At 59.6% G+C, this 20,262-nt stretch carries 18 protein-coding genes and 1 pseudogene; 1 reads left to right on the top strand and 18 read right to left on the bottom strand.

Going from position 1 to position 20,262, the window contains the following annotated elements; genetic code table 11:
* Positions 1–76: 76 nt before the first annotated feature.
* Positions 77–361: pseudogene (locus tag GFU70_RS28210) on the top strand (transposase domain-containing protein); the annotation flags it as partial.
* On the opposite strand, the gene GFU70_RS28205 reads toward GFU70_RS28210, so the two are convergent.
* The 18 genes from GFU70_RS28205 to tssB all read right to left on the bottom strand — a co-directional run bounded on the left by GFU70_RS28205 (position 358) and on the right by tssB (position 19,979).
* Complete coding sequence (locus tag GFU70_RS28205) at positions 358–717, bottom strand: DUF6124 family protein (RefSeq protein WP_153389110.1); 360 nt, start codon at positions 715–717, stop codon at positions 358–360. The pseudogene GFU70_RS28210 and the gene GFU70_RS28205 overlap by 4 nt on opposite strands.
* A 546-nt stretch (positions 718–1,263) precedes the next feature.
* Positions 1,264–1,743 (bottom strand): DUF6708 domain-containing protein, encoded by a 480-nt coding sequence (locus GFU70_RS28200; protein WP_319017028.1) that lies wholly within the window; start codon positions 1,741–1,743, stop codon positions 1,264–1,266.
* Between the two features lie 407 nt (positions 1,744–2,150).
* On the bottom strand, positions 2,151–2,642 hold the full coding sequence (locus tag GFU70_RS28195; protein ID WP_319017027.1) for a DUF6708 domain-containing protein: 492 nt from the start codon (positions 2,640–2,642) through the stop codon (positions 2,151–2,153).
* 395 nt (positions 2,643–3,037) lie between these two features.
* On the bottom strand, positions 3,038–3,991 hold the full coding sequence (locus GFU70_RS28880; RefSeq protein ID WP_226921007.1) for a DUF6708 domain-containing protein: 954 nt from the start codon (positions 3,989–3,991) through the stop codon (positions 3,038–3,040).
* A 10-nt stretch (positions 3,992–4,001) separates the two neighbouring features.
* Positions 4,002–4,466 carry a hypothetical protein gene (locus tag GFU70_RS28185; protein WP_153389108.1) on the bottom strand — a complete coding sequence of 155 codons (465 nt, stop codon included), beginning with the start codon at positions 4,464–4,466 and terminating at the stop codon, positions 4,002–4,004.
* A 68-nt stretch (positions 4,467–4,534) separates the two neighbouring features.
* Positions 4,535–7,327, bottom strand: a complete 2,793-nt coding sequence (locus GFU70_RS28180) for a T6SS effector BTH_I2691 family protein (protein WP_153389107.1) — start codon at positions 7,325–7,327, stop codon at positions 4,535–4,537.
* Positions 7,324–8,259, bottom strand: a complete 936-nt coding sequence (locus GFU70_RS28175) for a hypothetical protein (RefSeq protein WP_153389106.1) — start codon at positions 8,257–8,259, stop codon at positions 7,324–7,326. The genes GFU70_RS28180 and GFU70_RS28175 overlap by 4 nt, the downstream gene beginning before the upstream one ends.
* Positions 8,256–10,286: a type VI secretion system Vgr family protein gene (locus tag GFU70_RS28170; protein WP_153389105.1), complete on the bottom strand. Its 2,031-nt coding sequence runs from the start codon at positions 10,284–10,286 to the stop codon at positions 8,256–8,258. Before GFU70_RS28170 ends, GFU70_RS28175 begins: the two co-directional genes overlap by 4 nt.
* 27 nt (positions 10,287–10,313) lie before the next feature.
* Positions 10,314–10,571 carry a PAAR domain-containing protein gene (locus GFU70_RS28165; protein ID WP_153389104.1) on the bottom strand — a complete coding sequence of 86 codons (258 nt, stop codon included), beginning with the start codon at positions 10,569–10,571 and terminating at the stop codon, positions 10,314–10,316.
* A 70-nt stretch (positions 10,572–10,641) separates the two neighbouring features.
* Positions 10,642–11,154 (bottom strand): Hcp family type VI secretion system effector, encoded by a 513-nt coding sequence (locus GFU70_RS28160; protein ID WP_153389103.1) that lies wholly within the window; start codon positions 11,152–11,154, stop codon positions 10,642–10,644.
* A gap of 106 nt (positions 11,155–11,260) precedes the next feature.
* A complete protein-coding gene (gene icmH / locus GFU70_RS28155; protein ID WP_153389102.1) occupies positions 11,261–12,067 on the bottom strand; it encodes a type IVB secretion system protein IcmH/DotU in 807 nt (268 codons plus the stop codon).
* Entirely contained in the window at positions 12,060–13,406 is a 1,347-nt protein-coding gene (tssK, locus tag GFU70_RS28150; RefSeq protein ID WP_153389101.1) for a type VI secretion system baseplate subunit TssK, read from the bottom strand. Before tssK ends, icmH begins: the two co-directional genes overlap by 8 nt.
* Positions 13,407–13,443: 37 nt before the next feature.
* Positions 13,444–14,793, bottom strand: a complete 1,350-nt coding sequence (gene tssJ, locus GFU70_RS28145) for a type VI secretion system lipoprotein TssJ (protein ID WP_153389100.1) — start codon at positions 14,791–14,793, stop codon at positions 13,444–13,446.
* Positions 14,790–15,812, bottom strand: a complete 1,023-nt coding sequence (gene tssG / locus GFU70_RS28140; RefSeq protein WP_153389099.1) for a type VI secretion system baseplate subunit TssG — start codon at positions 15,810–15,812, stop codon at positions 14,790–14,792. The genes tssJ and tssG overlap by 4 nt, the downstream gene beginning before the upstream one ends.
* Complete coding sequence (gene tssF / locus GFU70_RS28135; protein ID WP_153389098.1) at positions 15,776–17,542, bottom strand: type VI secretion system baseplate subunit TssF; 1,767 nt, start codon at positions 17,540–17,542, stop codon at positions 15,776–15,778. The genes tssG and tssF overlap by 37 nt, the downstream gene beginning before the upstream one ends.
* A 10-nt stretch (positions 17,543–17,552) precedes the next feature.
* The gene (tssE, locus tag GFU70_RS28130; RefSeq protein ID WP_153389097.1) at positions 17,553–17,966 is read right to left on the bottom strand and encodes a type VI secretion system baseplate subunit TssE; all 414 of its coding nucleotides are present in this window, start codon (positions 17,964–17,966) and stop codon (positions 17,553–17,555) included.
* Positions 17,967–19,439, bottom strand: coding sequence for a type VI secretion system contractile sheath large subunit (tssC, locus tag GFU70_RS28125; RefSeq protein WP_153389195.1), 1,473 nt, complete (start codon positions 19,437–19,439; stop codon positions 17,967–17,969).
* 36 nt (positions 19,440–19,475) lie between these two features.
* Complete coding sequence (gene tssB / locus GFU70_RS28120) at positions 19,476–19,979, bottom strand: type VI secretion system contractile sheath small subunit (RefSeq protein ID WP_153389096.1); 504 nt, start codon at positions 19,977–19,979, stop codon at positions 19,476–19,478.
* Between the last annotated feature and the right edge of the window lie 283 nt (positions 19,980–20,262).

Genomic DNA, 20,262 nt, shown 5'->3' with positions numbered 1-20,262 from the left:
CCGCCCTTGAAGAGGCACACCTTGAAACAGTAAGTACAGGGCTTTTAGCATCCGCTCAAGCGTCTGATGTCCCCAAGTCGACAGCACAGCACTACCCATTGACAATAATTGGTGCGAGAACCAGATCCGACCCTGGGTGTTGGGTCGCAAGAACTGGCTCTTCACAGGGTCGCTACGCAGCGGCAAACGAGCGGCGGCGATAATGAGTTTAATCCAGTCTGCACGGCTGAATAGTCATGATCCGTATGCTTACTTGAAGGACATGCTCACGCGCCTGCTCGCCAAGACGGCAGCACACGTGTACGCGGTCTGTGGCGAGGGAGCTTGCTCCCTCGCCACAGCTGGGTGGTGTAGCGGTTAGCGTGGATCGACGTTATCCAGCACTCGGCTGGCCAGCATTGAACTCAGTTCGATCAGTTGCTGAATGCCAAGGGCGATGTGGCGGCGGGGGCCTTCCAGGTCGAAGGCCAGGTTGCTGATCATCGCGTCGGCGGATGCCAGGTTTTCGCTGAGGTTGGCGAGCAGGCATTCGTTGTCGGCGTTTTTTTTCACGGTGAAGAGCTGGTCTGGTTTGGATGCTTCTTCGGACTTTTCCGGTTTGGGTAGCAGGTAGTGATCCAAGACGCGTTTGGTGGTTTCGTCGTGCTTTTTGTTTTTGCGACCGGAATGAGTAGACGTTGAGTCAGTTTCTGGAGGGTTCGGCGTTATCTTGAACATATGCATTTTTCCTTCTAGTAGGCCGCAACCATCTCGCTACTAAACGAAGGGGGTGGCAGCTGTGCGCAAGTTAGTAGACCGGTGGAAAATACATAAAAGCCCGGCGCGCCCGAAGGCGCCATGCGCACAGCCACCATCAAATGCAGGCGACGCCTGACTGATGAGACTCATGCAACCATTATGTATTTCCATCCAGGGCTACTAAACCCGACCACTGATGGGCAGTGGCAGGGAAACGATAGAACCCACGGGCAAGGCGCACAAGCGGGTGAATTCTGGCGTAGTTGTAGGCAATGGCGCAAGGATTCGTAGCTTGGTGGAAGCGTTGTGGAGGGAGAATAAACAAGCCTTCGTAATGCCTAGGATTCGGGGTGAGGGAGCTTGCTTTCGCTCGGTGGCGCAGCGGTTTTTCTGTAGGAATGCGCCGGCCGTTTTGGGGCTGCTGCGCAGCCCAGCGAGAGCAAGCTCCCTCACCCAGTTCGGAGTGAACGCCGCTTGCAATATTTAGCCTGTCGTATGGAGGCTGCTTCGGTTGATGGCTTGTATTCAGGGCGCGGTGCGTGACTCCAAGTCTATTTCCGTCGGCCATCGCACCTTGGGCGCCAAACGGCGCGCGAGATTGAAGGTCACGTCTTCGTTGTTCCAGTCGCGAGGTGGGCGGGAGAAGGTGGGCAGGGCTTGCGGGCCTTGTTGCATGAACAGTTGGGCCATGGCCCAGTACATTTCGCCCTGTTGAATTTCGTGGGCGAAATGAAAACGATCAATGACCTGGTGAGTGCCAGGCTTCACCACGGCGAGGGTGACGGTTTCGATGAGGCCGCCACTGCCCATAGGGCCGTATACGCTGCAAGCTTCGGCGCGCAGATCATCCCAGTCATAGACTTCGGTCCGTACGCCCCAGGCGCTGCGGCTGAAGGGCTTGAGGCCGTTATGGCAGAAGCGATAGACATAGACTTTGCGCCGCAAGCGGTTGAAACGGATGGGTTCATCGCGGGGGGCGGCGGTGTCCATCCGCCAGATGAACACGCTTCCCCATAGGGGGGTGATAAATCCGATGAGACCGAAGAAATGAAATATAAACGAGGGTATATCTCCAGTCGCTATAAGGATAACGATCCAAGCGACGGGAGGGATGAGAGCAAACAGGAACATACAGGGGGCCATCCAGACACCAACCCCACGAGTCCTAACTGTGGCGCGTGCCAGTTCAAGGCATACGTCGTCAATATGATTGGGAGGATTTGAAAGTGCAGGAGGGTAGGGCTCAGTGGACAGTGGCTCATTCGGCCCCGGTAGATCGTGCTTCCAGCCAGGAGCAGGTTTGTCGAGTAAAGCTGCTTTAAATACCATGATGAGCCGTTCCAGTTCGGGGTGAACGCCGCTTGCAATATTTAGCCTGTCGTATTGAGGCTGCTTCGGTTGATGGCTTGTATTCAGGGCGCGGTGCGTGACTCCAGGTCTATTTCCGCAGGCCACCGCACCTTGGGCGCCAAACGGCGCGCGAGATTGAAGGTCACGTCTTCGTTGTTCCAGTCGCGAGGTGGGCGGGAGAAGGTGGGCAGGGCTTGCGGGCCTTGTTGCATGAACAGTTGGGCCATGGCCCAGTACATTTCGCCCTGTTGAATTTCGTGGGCGAAATGAAAACGATCAATGACCTGGTGAGTGCCAGGCTTCACCACGGCGAGGGTGACGGTTTCGATGAGGCCGCCACTGCCCATGGGGCCGTATACGCTGCAAGCTTCGGCGCGCAGATCATCCCAGTCATAGACTTCGACGCGTACGCCCCAGGCGGTGCGGCTGAAGGGCCTGAGCCCGTCACGGTGAAAGCGATAGACATAGACTTTACGCCGTAAGCGGTTGAAGCGGAGGGGTTCGTCACGGGGAGGGGCAACGTCCATTTGCCAAAAATAAATACCTAGCCACATGCCGATACCTATCGGGACGAGCTCCAATATTTTGGATAGCAAAGACGAAGGGGTTGGAGAACTGGCGTGGATCATTATTAGGAACATTGCTAAGGACAATGCCATTGCAAACATGAATGCGGCACACCAAATGCCTACGCCACGAACTCTCGCTGTAGCGCGCGCTAGTTCAAGATACACATTGTCAACATGATTGGGCGGATTCGAGAGTACTGGAGGGTACGGTTCAATAGAGGGCGACTCGTTTGGCCCCGGCAGATCGCGCTTCCAGCCAGGAGCAGGTTTGTCGAGTAGAGGTGTTTTAAATACCATGATGAGCCGTTCCAGTTCGGGGTGAACGCCGCTTGCAATATCTAGCCTGTCGTATGGAGGCTGCTTCGGTTGACGGGTTGTATTCAGGGCGCGGTGCGTGATTCCAGGTCTATTTCCGTCGGCCACCGCACCTTGGGCGCCAAACGGCGCGCGAGGTTGAATGTCACGTTTTCGTTGTTCCAGTCGCGAGGTGGGCGGGGGAAGGTGGGCAGGGCTTGGGGACCTTGTTGCATGAACAACTGGGCCATGGCCCAGTACATTTCGCCTTGTTGAATTTCGTGGGCGAAATGAAAACGATCAATGACCTGGTGAGTGCCAGGCTTCACCACGGCGAGGGTGACGGTTTCGATGAGGCCGCCACTGCCCATGGGGCCGTATACGCTGCAAGCTTCGGCGCGCAGATCATCCCAGTCATAGACTTCGGTTCGTATGCCCCAGGCGCTGCGGCTGAAGGGCTTGAGGCCGTTATGGCAGAAGCGATAGACATAGACTTTGCGCCGCAAGCGGTTGAAACGGATGGGTTCGTCGCGGGGGGCTTCGGTGTCCATCCGCCAGAAGAACACGCCTACCCATAGAGGGGCGATAAACGCGATGAGGCCGAAGAAATGGAATACAAAAGAAGGTACAGCTCCAGTTGTTATAAAAAGGGTAATCCAAGCGAAGGGAGGAACTAGAGAGAACACAAACATGAAAGGAGTTAACCAAGCACCAACCCCACGAATTCTCATCGTGGCGCGCGCCAGTTCGAAATACACATTGTCAACATGATTGGGTGGGTTCGATAGTACGGGAGGATACGGTTCAATGGAGGGCGACTCGTTTGGACCTGTAAGATCGCGCTTCCAGCCAGGAGCAGGTTTGTCGAGTAAAGGTGTTGTGAATAGCATGATGGAGAGTTCCAGTTTGGGTGAGAGCTGTTTGTGACCTTTGGCTTGTCGAGCGGGCACCAAGTAACCAGTAAGCAGACACACTGTTAATGACGTACCGCGATGGTTGCCATGGGGAAAGTAGACGAATGTGTACGCCAGATGCGCCATCGGCTGTCGTCTACAAGCTATCCATCAAGATGAGCTCGGCATAGGCATCGTGAATGTCGCGATCGGGCCAGTAGGTTACCGACAAGGTTGCCGCTTCAATGTTGTGCCGACGGCTGTAGGGCAACAGCACCACGGCACCTTGAATGTCCTTGACCTGCAAGGTACGGGCGTCGGCCAACGAGACGGTGCGTACTTCCTGCTTGGGTAGGGTGCTATCGGCTTGGTAATCAGGCTTGTTCGGGTGTTTGGGTACGGCCAGCGCCGCCCTGCGTTTGCTGGCTGCGGTTGCCAGGATGGGCGGATTCAACTCGCCTTCGGCCAGTACTTCACCGCCAGTGTATTGATTGGCCGCGCCATCGCCGTGACGATGAACCGTTAGTGACCAACGATAGGCCGACCGGTTGGCGTCGAAGAGCGGCAGAACCAGGCGATACTCAAGGTGCTGTTCATGGACCTGCGCGCCTACGCTACCCATGGGGCTGCCCCAGCCATGTGAGCCGCTATTGACGATTCGTAAGCGAAAATTGATGCCAGCTTCAACACCTATGGTCGCGGCATTAAGTTCGGCAATGGCGATGTGGGCGTGTTCAGGTCTGTTCCAATGAACGGGGGGACTTCGTTGTGCATACCAAAAAAACAACGGCGTGCCCAGCGGTCGAGTGGTGTTGATTCTTCTCCCTCGGCCCATTTGTACAAACCGTATCCTGTTAGGCCGAGAAGTATGGCTACACCTAATGGGCCAAATAGCGTGCTGGCGCCTACAGCGGCAGCCCAGATACCCAAGCCAGCTCCTACGCTTGAAAGCACCGTCGAAAGCATATATAGCCCTGCAGCAGAAGCATCACCCGCTTTGGAGGTGCGACTAGCAGCAAACCCCGCTCGCGTCGCATCATACAATCCCGCCACCGCAGCAATACTCCCCCCGGCCCGTACGAACACGTTGCCCACACGTGCAGTCGCTTTTGCAGCAGTCATCGCCTGGGTAGACAAACTGCCCACCTTCTGCACCTGCTCAGCCCCCTTTTCCAGTGCGATACCTACGATTTCCACGCCTCCCCCCAACACCCCCAAGCTACTGCCATACAACGCCAACCTGGCCTCAACGGCCTTTTCGCCCATGGCTTTCTCCGCTTCCTTGAGGTTTTTTTTCAGCGAGTCGCTAAGCAGGTACATCCCGCCCATCGCCAGCAACAGCTCGCTACTGCCGACCGCGCCACGCAACCCGGTAAAGCCGGTACGCACCCATTGAGCCGCCAGGTATGAGGACACCTTGACGCCCTGTAGCACCTTGCGCGCTTGCGGGTCCAGCGTGCCTACCCCGACGGCAATTTCGACCAGCGTAGCGTGGGCACCTTTACCCAGCTGATCCACGCCGAGGTTGGCCTGGCGCATCAGAGTGTCCTGTAGCTCGCTGACCTGGCCTTCCACCCAGACGCTGATGGTCACGCTGAGGTTGGCGATCTTGGGGTCCAGCACTGCCAGGCTCAGCAGGCCGCCCTGAATCAGCGGGCGCACCTGTTTGCGCGTCTTGCGGGCCTCATCGTCGATTTTGCCCAGCTCGTCCTTTAGGCCTTCCCAGGTGCGGTCGATGGCATCCGCGGCCTTGCGTTGCAGGTTGCGCAGGTGCTCGCATTGCAGGGCGTAGTATTCACCTAGCTTCATCTTCACCTTGAGCTCGGTCAGATGAATGCCGCTGTAGAGCAGTTGACTGGCGCTGTTGATGCGCGAAACGACCCGTTCCACACCAGGGCCGAGCGACGGTTGCAAGCGGGCGGCAGCGGCGTTGAGGGCGCCGAGAAGCTGTGCCATGGCTTGCTGTAAACGGGGGCGGACATGGTGCTTGAAGTCGTCGTTGCCGATGAGCTTGGTAATGGCGGAATAGAGCTTTTCACTGTCGTTCCAGTCGGTATCGCCTGTCGCCTTGAAACTGGGCAACAAGTCGGCCAGCAAGCGTTTGTCACGCAAGAGAAGGGCACGGTAGATCGGACTCTGTGGGTCGTTCAGCCAGTCACTCCAGAGGGAGGCGGTATGGCCGTCATCTTGTGTCGTGGGCGCTTCACTGATGCCACCCTCCAGGCACAGCGCCATGGTCTGGCTGTAAGCCATTCCTGACGGGCGATCATCGCCGTCGTAGTCGTTTTGCTCGACACACGCAAACAGGCTGGAGCGACACGCTGCCGCATAGGCGTGTGCGCTTTGGTCGATGTAACGCTGATAGTTCGCGCATTCTTGCTCATAGCGTTGGTGAAACCGGGCACGGCTTTGTTCGTCGTAGCGTTCCTCCAGGTTCTGGTTGGCGGCCAGGGTGCGTTTTTGCACGATCCGCTCGCGTTGCTGCTCAGGGCTGGAAAATACCGGTGGGCCATCGCCGGTCATGGCCTCGACAGACGCCGGTAGGGGCGTTTGGCCTTCTGCCCGTTCGCGATGTACTTCGCGAATAGCCAGCAGTAATTGAGAGGTCTGGTATTGATAAGCCCGGTCCGGGTCGTTCATCCAGGTCTGTCGCTGCTGGATCCAGCGGTTGCGGGTGTCGTTGAACTCCTGCACCAGGCCGATGATGTCATCCAGTACAAACGCGAGGACGCCTTGTTGGAGCTTCTGCTGTGGGATGGCGTTGCGCAGGAAGCCCTTCAGCGCGCTCAGGCGATGGGCACGGCTATGGAAACCATGCACGCTGTCGAATCTTGATGTTGGCTTCTGCGGCGGATGCTCATAGAAGCGCCAATCGGGTTCGGTAGTGATGGGCAGTGGGGTCGTCTGGTGTTGCTGGTATTCGTAAACCTGCTTGTCCACTTGCAGGTTTTCATCCGTCATGGCCAGGCCCACGCTGGCGGGGTTGTCGCGTGCGCTGGCGAGGTCGAGCTTGTGGAAACGCTCTGAAGCATGGCCGGCCTTATACGCGTCCAGCACGCTGGCCGGCCACGGGTCGCTGGCAAAGGCCAGCCACGCCTGGGTGTGTTTGTCGGTGTCGATGTTGAGAAATGATGCCGGGCAATCGTGATTGGCCGAGACGCAAGCATCGGACAGTGGGGTCTCGTTGGCAGGCGCAGGTGCGTAGGGGTTGAATTGACGTAGATAACCGTCCGGGCTGACCTGATAGGCCTGCCAGATTTTGCGATCCAGCAATACATACAGGTAACCCGCGCGTAACGTGCGTAAGCCCATGCGGGTATCAATACGCACGGTATCCGGCCGCACCGATTCATTGGGTGAGCGTGGCACCAGCGCGTGACGCAATGGCAGGATGGGCAGCCCTTTACGTTGACAGGCCTTGCATTGATCTTTTGAAGCGGCGGTCTCGGCTATGGCGATGCTCAGCTGTGTGCCCAAGGTCATTGAAGTGCTCCTGCATAGGTCAGATCCGACACGGCCCGCTGCCAGGCGTTGTCGTTGTAGGGGGCTAACAAGTGGCTGAGCGGCGCTTGCCCTTGGACCGCTTGCTCGATCAGGGCGCGAACGCCGGTGTGCTGATGCAGGCGCGGATGCAGCATCAGGCGGTGCAAGGCCAATGTCAGGATGTCGTCTTGGTGGCTAAGCCCCAGTTGGCGGGCTTGCTGGATCTGGATAAAGGCCTGTGCCGCCGCTTGGGGCGGGAGTGCAGTAGAACCGTTCCAGCGGGCGGGGGCATACGTCAGCGGCAAGCGAAGGGCGCGTCGCCAACTGCTTAGCAGGGCAGACACCATGGGGGCATCTTGCTGTACGGCAGTCGTGCGGGTATGCGGGGCGGTGCGACGTTCGAGGACGCCTACCAATACGCTGCCGGTACCGCTGCTGGTGGGCAGCAACCAGTGTCGGATCGGCCACCAAGGTCCCTCATTGTTGCGGAAGGTGCCAGCCAGCAACTCCAGACGCAACGGCTCATGTATCGGGAAATACGTTCGCCCGTGCTCCAAGGGAAGTTGTCCTAGCGACACGATGTGGGCGCTTAGGTCCGAGGATGGGGCGTTGCTACTGAGCCAGCCGCAAACGTAACGTTTGTTACGATCCAAATCCTCATGCGCGCGTAAGGCAGATCGCGCCAATAGTTCTTGCGATGGCGAGACGCCGGGCGTAGCGAGGGTCACCAACGCTGGGCAGGCCGATGGCGTATGAATTAGATCGGGCCGATGCACAGGCGTGACGGCGTCATTGCCAAGCGTTCGACGCAGCGCCTCAATGTGTAATGGATCATCCGCGGCGCAGTCGGCCAAGAGGTCGAGTAGCAGGTACAGCGTTGCATCGGACGCATGCTGTTCGGCGACGAACGCCTGGACGCTACCCAGGGTCATCGGTTTTTCTCCACGCAGGTCTGCCCTGACTCGGGTTGCAATTGCAGGGTCAGGGCTTGGCCGGCGCCTGGGGCCGTGGAGGTTACCGGGCCACGTAGGGTTATCGCTACGCCATTGAGGTGGATGCCTTGCGCGTCCAGCGTGAGGCTGCCACCGGGGCTCTGAAAGACCACACGCTCACTGGCTTGCAGTTGATAGACGGTGGTGGTGTGGTGCATGCCTTGGCCGGCAGTTAGACGATGTTGCCCTGAGATCGTCTGCTGGCAGTGACCGCCCACTTCGCTTTGGTGATTGGCCGTTGTGGTGTCGTAGCGGTTGTTGCCGACCCGCTCACTGCGATCCCGACCGACGGTTGTTTCATAGTCACGTCCCGACGAGAGCGTGTGGTCCCGGCCTATCACGTGGGACTGGTCGTTCCCGACAGTGATCTGCTCGTCATTGCCTACTTCTTCTTTGCGGTTATTACCCACAAACGTCGTGTTGTCGTGCTTGACATGAACGTTCTTGTCTTTCTGGGCATGGATAAACACCTCCTCCTGCCCCAACTCATCCTCAAAGCGCAGCTCATTGAAACCTTCGCCCTTATGGGTTCGGCTCTTGATAGTCATCCGCGTCTTGTGTTCGGGCAGCGGGTAGGGCGGTAAATTGGTCTCGCGGTACGCGGTCCCAGTGGCGATCGGCTGGTCGGGATCCCCGTCCAGATAGCTGATCACCAGCTCCTGACCCACACGCGGGATGGCCATCGAGCCCCAGGTCGCCCCGGCCCAGCCTTGGGTGACGCGGATCCAGCAGGAGCTGTGGTCGTTGTTCTTGTCCGAGCGATCCCACGGGAACTGCACTTTCACCCGCCCCCATTCATCGCAATAAATCTCTTCCTCCGGTGGCCCAACCACCGTGGCGATCTGCGGGCCGTCAATGCAGGGTTTGTCACGCAACGGCGCCTTCCAGTCCGAGTTCCAGCGGATGGCTGTGGCCTTCAAGGTGTAAGAGGTGCCGAGTCCGCTACCAAACGATTCTTCCTGCAAACTGGTGTGCTGCTTGCCTTCGTGCTGGATGGCGATGGTGCGCCAGCGATCATTGAAATCCTCGCGCGGATGATCGTTGAGATCGAACGCCAACCCCGGTTGCAGGCGCGCGTCGTCTCCTTCCAGATGGGCCAGCTTGGCGTCGTTGCGCAGCGCGGCCAGGCGCGTCTTGGTAAAGGGCTTGCCAGCGATATCGCGCTTGTAGCGCCCGGGATAGTCGTAGCGTTCGTAGTCCTTGTGCTGGTTGTTCAAGTCCTGGTCGCCGGTGGCGGTGTGCTGCTGGTTGTAGCGCGGGTGGGTGAAGGTGTAGTCGCGCTGCACCTGCACGGCGGTGCGCACTTGCTCGGTGTAGTGAAAGCGGGTCAGGGCCGGTGCGGTGGCATCGCCGCCGGCCATCGGCTGGTAGATCACCGGGCAATCGGTGTGGGTGCCGATGGTGCCGAGGCCGCCAACGCGGTCGGTGAGGATCAGGGTGTGGCCGTCGGCGCGGTGTTCGAAGGTGTAGAGCAGGCCTTCTTCGGCGGCGAGGCGGGCGATGAAGTCGAGGTCGGTTTCGCCAGCTTGTACACAGTATTCGCGGGGTTGGTGGTCGAAGCAGATTTCAGTGCGGATGTCGGTCAGCTTTTGCTCGGCCAGCACGTTGGTGATGATGTCGGGCACGGTCTGGCTCTGGAAGATGCGCCAGTTGGAACGCAGCCTGAAACGCGCCAATGTCGGTTCGATCACGGCGGTGTAGCGAGTGCGGCGAAAGCCGGTGTCGCCCTGGGTGAAAAGGCTGACCAGGCCGTGGACGTAACGCACCGGGGTTTCGCCGCGCCAGATCGTGAACAACCCCGCCAGGTCGAGCACGTTATTGAAGCCGATGGCGGCGTCGTGGCTGACCAGTTCCAGTTCAAGTTTGAATGGTTGGGAGAGGCCTTCTTCGAGCTTGAAAGAAACCACTTCGAAGGGATCGCCCCGCAGCGGTTCGAAGGTGTAACGCAGGTCGCTTTGACGGGGCATGGGGCCTCCTTGTCGAGAGTGTAAATGTCAGTCGATCAACCAACTGATATCACCGTTTTCCAGTGTTCCATCGTGATCGGTGGTATCGCCGACACGGGCTACTGGCTGCCCATTGACGATCATCGAGGGCGAACCGCTGGTGATCACGGCGCCGCATCCGAGGGTGTCGCCAACACGAGCAACGGCGCGACCGTTGACGGTCACGTTGCGCGTACCGTTGTCGACGGTGGTGGGGCCACACAAAGGGCAATCATGGTCGTGTCCGACCAGAACGACGGCGGGCATAGAGCCTCCTGATTAGCATCGAGTCAGTGAACATTCCGCCGCCTGTGCGGCGGAACGTTCCGGTTGGCGCTTAAGCCGGCTTACGCCAGTCATCCGAGGCTTCGGTACCGGCCACCACATGGGTCCAGCTGACCTTGCGATAGGCCAGGCTGGTCTTGATCAGTTGGGTGTAGTTTTCGTTGCTGCTGTTTTGCGCATGGGGCAGGACGGTGTGGATGTCGACGACAGTGGCGTCTTCCAGCTTGGTGGTGAAGAAGTGCTCCTGCTTGCCGTCACCCGAGGTGCGGAACCACTTCACTTCAACGGTCGGCAGCATTTCGCCAGTGGCCAGGGCCTGATAGAGCATCGGTGAGGCTTTGTTCAAGGCGCTGGTGAATGTCAGCGGCTTGTGCACCCGTTGCCCGGACGGTTGGCCGCTCTGTGGGTCGGTGGGCGTACCGATGGCGTGGTCGATTTCCTGGGCGAGGATTTCGTCTTCGTGGCCTTCCACATAAACGTTGCCCACCGAGTCGGCGGTGAAGGCGCCCTTGGTGATGTGGCCCTGATTTTTGCCGTGGATGCTGATGTACGCAGGTGTTGGCATGACAAGCTCCTTGTCGTGATCAAGTGAACGGCCCCTGGGGGCCGCAGGTTATGGCCGACACGGCCATGGCTTTGCAGGCGCTCGGGATGAGCACGCTGAAAATCGGTTACAGGTGCAGCACTCGCTCCAGCGACACCAGCACCTGCTGGGTGATGGTGTTCAGGCGGATGGCGTATATCGTGTAGGCGACGGTCAGCACGACGGCGGCCATGGCCCACGGCGTCCACAATGGCCAGGCGCGTTTGATCCGGTAGTTGCGCGGGGCGACGTTTCTCAGCGGGTCGGTCAGGCGCTTGGGTGTTTCGCCGCGCAAGGGGCGCAACAGGCCGTGCAGCTGGGTGATGATTTTCTGTATTTCGTCATCGCCCTTGATATGGGCTCCGTATTTGCCCTTGAGACCGGAGATCAGGCACTGGTACATGAACTCCAGCACATGCTGGTACCTGGCCGCTTCGGGGATCATGTTGTTCATGACGGTGAAGAATTTTTCGCCGCCTTGGGTTTCGCCGTGGAATTGGCTGAGCAACGAGCGTGCGCTCCAGCTGGAGAGCCTGCCCCACGTGGTGCGCATGACCACCTCGTCCACCAGCAGACACAGGCTGTAGGAATAGGCCTTGAGCATGCCGGCGTCGTAGTCGAGCTGGCTGACTTCCTCCATGATCGTGGTGATCTGGTTGCTGACGCTCAGGTACAGCGCGGGTACGTCATCGTGTTGGTCCAGACGGCGTAGGCGGATGACCAGGCCGATTAGCGGTGTGGCGGCATCGCACAACGGGTTCCAGGCCACGCCGCGCATGTTGAATTCAGGGTCGGCCAAGTTTGTTTGGCTGCCGGCAGTGATCGTTTTGCCGTCAAAGTCGATTGCGCCGGAGATCTCCTCGTGATGCCATGAGTCTGGTGTCGTTTTATTCATCTCTCTCACTCCTGATCGCCCAGAACTGCAACTCCAGCGCAGGGAATTCACCGGCAATATGGAAACCGAACCCGCTGCCGCTGCTCAGGTTTTGCCAGGCAGGATGATGGCGGTCGAGTTCGAAGTAGCTGAAACCGGCATGGAACGGCAGGTGTCGCGGCGCCACCGGCAGCGGCCGCAGTGGAATACCCGGCAGTTGCAGGCTGACCAGTTGCTCCAGCCCTTCGGTGGAGGTGATCTTGATCTGCTTGGGCAGTTGCTGGCGCAGGGTTTCGGCGGGCAGTTCGGCGCGCACGGCGAGGATGAATTCGGCGTTGTCCAGCAGGCGCTTGTCATTCAATGCAGCGCTACGCACGCCGTACTGCTGCTCGACAATCGGCAACGACACCGCACGTGGTTGCAGCACCGTGCCCAAGGCACGGCGCAAGGTGTGTTCCAGCATCTGGAAGGATTCGCGCAGGTTGTCGTGCTGGTAGGCCGGGTATTCCTGGGGCAGGTGGCCCTCATCGGTAAAGGTCACCAGTTCGCCGCAGGCCTGTGCCAGGGCGATGTACAGCCGTTCCGGGTGGACTTGGCGCTGGCGAGCCAAGTGCTGGAACAGCGGGAACAAGCGGTTGAGGGTTTGCAGCAGATTGAAATCGGTGACATCGGCCACGCCCGACTGCCCCGGTGAACCGATACGCTGGGCCAGGTTCTTGGCCCGCTCGCGCATCAGCCCGGCCACTTCGCCCAGGTAGCGATGCAACGCCGGCACCGCTTGCAGGGATAGGCTGGTGGGGTAGAAATGCTCGTCCATCACCAGGCTGCCATCGGGGCGCTTGTCTTTGATCCGGCCCAAGGCGATGCCGGTGAAGGCACTGCGGTCGCTGCGTTCGAACATCAGTTGCAGGTTGGGCACGGCCAGGTCCATGCCGACTTGATCGCCGTCATCGCTGTGGGTATCGCGGATTTCTTCCCGGCGGGCGATGTAGCGGCTGTTGCCGTACTGGTCGGGCCAGCGCACTTCGAGAGCGCCGTTGGAGCGCAGCGGCAGGGCCAGGTAGACGATTTGGCCGACGGCGCTGCTGTCGGCGATTTCCAGCGGAGAGGGCGGTGCCAAGTCGTGGGGGATATCGAAGACACTGCCATCGGGCATGATTCCGCGTGCCTGGGTAATCGCGACCTTGCCGAAGCTCAGGTATTCGCTGTTCAACACCAGCTCGTTGAAGCCGTAGAGGGCGTCGTTGAGGCTGTGCAAACGCTGGTGCACGGCGGCTTCGGCGGCGCGGGCCTGTTGCTGGAAATGCTGGGGCTTGACGAACAAACCTTCATGCCAGATGACGGGGTTACGTGAACTCATCGGTAATTACTCTGGGCAATAGCGGCTGGAAAGGGCCTCATCGGGTTTCTCCCTTGAGGCTGACCTGCGCGGCGTCCAGCTGCACCAGCACCGCGTATTGCCGGCCTTTCGGCTCGACGCGCAGACGCTGTTTCCACTGGCCGACCTCGCTGCTGTGGTAGTTGGCAATCACCGCGATAAAGCGGGTGTCTTCATCCAGGGTGCGCAGGTCGATGAACTTGAATTGGCCGGGCTGGAGCAGGTAGTCGTCGGCGCGGACATAGGTGCTGCCCAAGGTTTTTCTCAGGTCCTCGGCCAGGGCCTGGGGGCTGGCGTTGACCAGCAGCGAGTCGTCGCTCAGTTGCAACACCTTGAAGGCGATTGGCGTGGCGACATGCGCCAGTGTCGGGTTGCCCCACGGGGTGGTCAGGCGTACACCCTGGGCGTCGTAGTCACCCAACAGCGTTTCTTCCAGAGGTGACATCGGCACTACGGGCGCCGGTTCGTCGCTCAGTGGCGATTGGGCCGGTACGCTTTCGTAAAGGTGACTGAGCAGGGTTTGCACTTTGTCCGTCAGAGCCTGCGGGCTGGTTGCCTGCACGTTGAGTGTGTAGTGCGAGCGGCTCGCGTCTTCATCCGGCGCCGTGCCGGTGCTGATCAGGCGTGGGTTGACGTTGTCGCTGGCATATAGGCTCAGGGAGTAGCGGCTGGGCTGATCGTCAGGGCCGCCGACCGGGATGGATGGCGTCCAGATCACCTGGCCGATCTTGCCGAGCATGGTGCAGCCGACGAGGGTCAGGCAGGCCAGCAACAAGCTACCCAGGCGCAGGGTGCTGAACAGGCTGACGGTGCGCTTGGGTGCAGGCGCGCAACAGTCAGCCAGCGGTTCGGGTGGCGGCGTTTCATGCATCGCTCGCAACGGGTCGCCTTGCGCGGCTAGATCCTCGGGCCGGCAAAGGCGCTCGAATTCCGGGCAAGTGGCAGGTCGCCTATCCGCCAGCGGCCTACTCGGCAGGTCTTCCTGGTGCCACACGTGCATGCCCTCGGGGTGGCCGCCGAGCAGCTCATCGAGCGAACGCTGCCCTGGGGTGTGCTCACCGAGCTGCACCGCCACCTGATACGCACCAATCTGCAACCAATCACCGTCGTTGAGGCTTATCGCAACATGACGCTCAAGTGGCAGATCGTGACCGTTGACGTAGGTTCTACCGCTGCGGTCGATCACACAAAAGCGCCCCTCGACGACACGGATGTCACAGTGGGTGGGGCGTACGCTGTTGTGGCGATCCTCCAGGCGCCAGTCCACCGCGGCACTGCCGATGCTGCCGCCTTGTGGGCCAAATTGATGACCGGGCAAATACCCGTGCAACAACTGCGCAGGATTATTGATGACCAGCGTCAACTTCATGCGCGCCCCCGAATCCGCACCACGGCGGGATGACGTTGTTCTTGATGTTCGATAAAGCTGGTCCAGCCCAGGTGGGTGCCGCCAGCGCGTTGCAGGTTGAAGGGCGGTACATCCTCTTCGCGCAGGCCCAGTTCCAGGTCGTAGGCGGTGACGTCGCGCAGTAGAAAATCCATCAACTGGCGCAATCGTCCGAACTGCTCACCACTGGGCAAAAACTGCCGAAAGCGCGTCTGGGTCAGGTTGGGAATCACCAAGGTGAATTTGCTGGCGCGGGTCTTGCTGCGGTCACCCACCACAAAGTCGTTGCCCAGGGTGCCGTTGACTTTGCCCAACGCCATGCGCTGACGCTGCGGAAAGTTTACCGTGCGCACCTCGAATTCACGGATGTACACGCCGTTCAGGTCGAAGCAATGCTCGACAATGCCAGACACCACCGAGGGCGACCGGCTACGGCTGGCAATCAACCCGGCAAAGCTCAGCAGGCGGCCCCAGGGCAGCGGCGTGGCACCGCGAAGGTCGTTGTCGTTCAGCCCGACCATGGAGAATACGTAGCGCGAAAAGCGGTCGCTGGCCTCGGCCTGAAAGCGAATGTAGTAGCGGTACTTGCGCCAGCTGGTGTGAAGCAGGGTCAGCAAGCGATGGTTGAAAAAATCCATGAACGCCGGGCGGATCCCGCGCTCCTGAGCCTGCTCGTAAGCCAGACGATCAAGGTAATAGCCGGGCAGTGGCGAGTCGGTACCGTGCAAGCCAAAGAAGCTCGTCTGCAAGCGATAGCGCATCTCTTCGCGATCCTCCTCAAGGCGCACCGCCTCGACCACGTCGGAGGCCGGAAAGCCCAGCCCCGCATGGCTTTGCAGGCGCACACGGCGGCGCGCCGCAGCACTCAAGGGCTGCGCCTCCAGGTCATCGCCATGCAAAGCGTGCAAATGCTCCAGCAGACGGTGAAACGAATAGTTCCGCGCGTCAGCCAGCAGCACATCGGCTAGATCACGGGTTGTCTGCCGGTCAACAGTGGCCATTCATAACGCTCGTTGTTGGTGGTATTGATCACTTCCAGGCGATGGAAGGAATTGATGCTCGCGTACAGGGCGAAGAAGTGCGAAAGCACGCTGGCGAACAGGTACAGCTCGCCCTCGCAGAGAAAAGCGTTCTGGTCCAATTGCAGGCGGGTCTGCAAGCCGCGCACCGGCTGGCCTTTCATCAGCCAGTCGATGGGCGTGGTCACGGCCTCGTGGATGCCGTTGAGGCGCTTGCGGGTGGCGCGGGCCTGTTGCAAGTCGTGCAAGGCGGCAAAGTCGTAGGCGCGGATCACCGCCTTGAGCGGCTCGGCCGACAGCAGCGACAGGTAGTTCAGCGACAGGTTGGAAATCAGCGTCCAGTGCAGGCTGCTGTCCAGCACGGGCCGGTAGCTGCGAGTCGGTGCGATCAGGTTGGTGTAGGTGGCAAACGACGGCGTGACTTCGGTGGACAGCGACACATCCCCAACACCCAGCAACTGCGGCAGATCACGGTTGCTACAGGTCAACTCGATGGACGCCGCTTCATGCTCACCGATGTACAGGCTTTCATCGCCGCGCACGAAAGCAATGCGATGACGCAAGCCCTCGCGGCCATGGGACTCCTCGATATGCGTGCGGAAGTACAGTGCCGTGCGGCCTCGCGCGTGTTCGATCTCATGCTGGAAGGACTCGAACGGCGTAAAGCGCCGCAATGGATCGCCCTTGCGCTCCTTGTCGGCGGCATCCCAGCCAGTCACCTTGTCGACACTAAAAATCTCGTAGGCTTCGGGTCTGTTGCCGCTGGGGCTGATACGCCGCTCCAGGCTGCGCCCGTCCAGCGCAATAGGGTTGGCATCGTGGCGGAACAGGTTGACGGCCGGCGCGCAGTACAGGTGCAGGTCGCTGGTACGCAGGCGGATATCGTGCGGCATTGGCCGGCTGAACTGAAACTCGAAACGCAGGGTGGTGGCGCTGGCATCCGGCCAAACGTGAGCCAGGCGGTTCAGACTGAAAAAGTGGTACCGCTGCGGGAACACAAAGTACTCCTGCAGGATGCGGTAGCCATCGAACACGTTGCGCGGATAGGGCAGCAGGGCCTCCTCGGGGGTGAAGCCGGGGAAGCCAATATCCTTGGCCGACAGGCGATAGCTTTGGTCATTGATGTGCAGCGTGACGCTGTCCAGATAATGGGCAAGCCACAGGTACAAGGTCAGCGCGGTGGCGTTATCGCCGCCCAGGTGAAAGTCCAGCTGGTCACAGGCCATGCTGGTCAGTGGCTGCTCGGTCAACACCTTGAGGTCGATGCGCATCACCGAGGCCTCACGGCTGTGGGCGTCACTGACCTCCTGCAAGGCCAGTGGGTACAGGTTGATGTCGGTGCAGGTGCGGAACTGGCAGGAGATGCCATCTACCGGTTTGGCAAACAACGGCGTGCCTTTGGGAATCAGCTGGCGCTGGCTGATCGCGTCGGGCAACGGTGTAAAGCGAATGATGGTCGCGCTGGGCAAGGGCCGCAGGTAGTTGGGCCAGAGCATCTGCAACAGCGGATGGGTCAGTTCCGGCAAATCATCGTCGATCTTCATGCCCAGCTTGGCGGTGAGGAAGGCAAAGCCTTCCAGCAGCCGCTCCACGTCCGGGTCGCCGGCCTGATCGCCGAGAAACTGCGCCAGCTGCGGGTTGTCCTCGGCAAACTCGCGGCCGAGTTCGCGCAGGTAGCGCAGTTCCTCGGCAAAGCGTTGTTTCAAGTCCATCGCATCCTCATCATCTCACGCGGGTGTAGCCGTCGCGGCCATGCATGGCCACCTCGATCTGTACCTGTTCTTCCTTGTGGTTGACCCGCACCTGGCAATCCAGGCGAAAGTTCAGCTCCAGCGGCAGGTCCGGGTCGGGCCGGTAGCGCACGCCCGTGACCTGGATGCGGGGTTCAAACGCTTCCACCGAGCGCTGGATATCGGCGCTGATAGCCACCACCAGATCACTGCTGGCCTGGGTAACCCCATTGAAATCGCGCAGGCCCAGTTCAGGGCTGCTTTGCGAACAGCCCTGACGTGAATTGAGCACGTGTTCCAAGTGACGTTTGATCGCCTCGACCCGCTGTCGCGCCTGTTCATCCGCGCTGCCGGGGCGGTAGCGCGGTGCGTCGGGTTCCAGGCGTTCGAACAGGCTGCCGCCCATTTATTGGGTGTCCAGGCGGCCGACCAGGGAGATTTCGAAGTTGGCGCCCATGTACTTGAAGTGTGGGCGCACGGCCAGCGACACCTGGTACCAGCCCGGATCGCCAGCCACGTCCTGCACGACAATTTGCGCGGCACGCAAGGGGCGACGGCTGCGTACGTCGGACGACGGGTTTTCCTGATCGGCGATGTACTGCTTGAGCCAGGTGTTGAGTTCGCGTTCCAGATCCTGGCGTTCCTTCCAACTGCCGATCTGTTCACGTTGCAGCACCTTGATGTAATGGGCCAGGCGATTGACGATAAATAGATACGGCAACTGGGTGCCGAGCTTGTAGTTGGTCTGGGCTTCCTGGCCTTCGCGGGTCTTGGGGAAGTTCTTCGGTTTTTGCACCGAGTTGGCGGAGAAGAACGCCGCGTTGTCGCTGTCCTTGCGCATGGTCAGCGGGATGAAGCCGGCTTCGGCCAGCTCGAATTCTTTGCGGTCGGAAATCAGCACTTCGGTGGGGATCTTGGCCTGCAATTGGCCGAGGGATTCGTACAGGTGCACCGGCAAGTCGTCCACCGCGCCGCCGGATTGTGGGCCGATGATGTTTGGGCACCAGCGGTAGCGGGCGAAACTGTCGGTGATGCGCGTGGCCATCAGGAACGCGGTGTTGCCCCACAGGTAGTTGTCGTGGTTGCCGTCGACGGTTTCGTTGTAGCAGAAGCTGCGAATCGGGTTCTCCAGCCCGTTGTAAGGCGAGCGCAGCAGAAAGCGCGGCAGTGTTGCGGCGATGTATTTGGAGTCTTCCATCTCGCGCAGGCTGCGCCATTTGGTGTGGCCGGGGCCTTCGAAGATGTCGCTGACTTCCTTGACCGACGGCAGGTCCTGGTAGCTCTTGAGGTTGAAGAACTCAGGGCCGGCCGCCATCACGAACGGTGCATGGGCCATGGCGCCCACGGAGGCGACGTAGCTCAACAGCTTCATGTCCTGGGATGACGGGCCGAAGGTGTAGTTGCCGATCATCGCCGCGATAGGCTCGCCACCGAACTGGCCGTAACCGGAGGTGTAGGCGTGCTTGTACAGACCGCTGCGGGTGATATCGCCGGCGTTGTCGAAGTCGTCCAGCAACTCTTCCTTGGTGACATGCAGCATTTCCAGCTTGATGTTCTCGCGGAAATCCGTGCGATCCACCAGCAGCTTCAACCCACGCCAGGCCGATTCCAGTTGCTGGAACTGCGGCTGGTGCAGGATTACGTCCATCTGCTTGCTCAAGGCACGGTCGATTTCAGCAATCATCTGGTCGACCCGATGCTTGTTGACCGGCTGCTGGTGGTCACCGCTTTGCAGGATCTCGCTGATGAACGCGGCCACACCCTGACGGGCCACGGCATAACCTTCCTGGGAGGGGCGGATGGTGGTGTTGGCCAGCAATTGGTCGAGCAACGACGGCGATTCGTCAGCCACCAATACGTGGGCGGCGGCGCTTTCCATGGGCATGGGGAGTACTCCGTTGAGAAGGGCGTTCAATCAGTTGTGGGGCGCGTCGAGCACCAGATTCAGTTCGCTTGCCAGACGTTGGCGGGCGGTTTCATCGGTCAGCAGACTCTGCAGGTGTTTGCGAAATGCCGGGACATTGCCCATGGGGCCTTTGAGTGCAACCAGGGCTTCGCGCAGTTCCAGCAACTTGTTCAATTCAGGCACTTGGCGGGCGACGGCGTCGGGGCCGAAGTCGTTGATGTTTTTGAATTGAATTTGCACATTCAAGTCGGTGTCATGGTTGTTGTTCAAAACAGACGGAACAGCCATGTCCAGAGCAACTTCGGCTTTGCTCATTACCTCATTGAAGGTGTCTTTGTCTATTCGAACGGACTGCCGGTCTTCAAGGGCGGTTAGTTCGCTGTGGCCTTTGAAGTCACCGGTAATCAACAACTTCAGAGGTAACTCAACTTCAGCCTGCTGATCGCCCGTGGCTGGGACGTACTTGATGTTGACGCGTTCTTTGGGCGCGACAGAACCCTGAGTTTTCGACATAGGGAAAATCCTTTTCGGAAGGTCGGCGCATTAGAACCGGCTATTGCAATATTTGTCATGTAGGACGATGTGGACGCGATTCGTAGGAAGCTGGCATAGGGAGTTGTACAAGTTTGCATTGTTCCTACGGTGGTTATAGAAATATCTGACAGGCATTTTTTTTGTTCGGGTTTTGTGGTGTGCTGTTCGTCTTTTACTTGCCTCCCCGTTGAACTCAGGAGATGCTCTTAAAGTTAATCGTTGAACTCGCATGCTAAAAAGCGGTAGTTCGAAAACTTAAAAA

The sequence above is a fragment of the Pseudomonas brassicacearum genome, from assembly GCF_009601685.2.
Classification (GTDB): Bacteria; Pseudomonadota; Gammaproteobacteria; order Pseudomonadales; family Pseudomonadaceae; genus Aquipseudomonas; species Aquipseudomonas kilonensis_B.
This window is presented reverse-complemented; position numbering and strand designations above follow the sequence as displayed.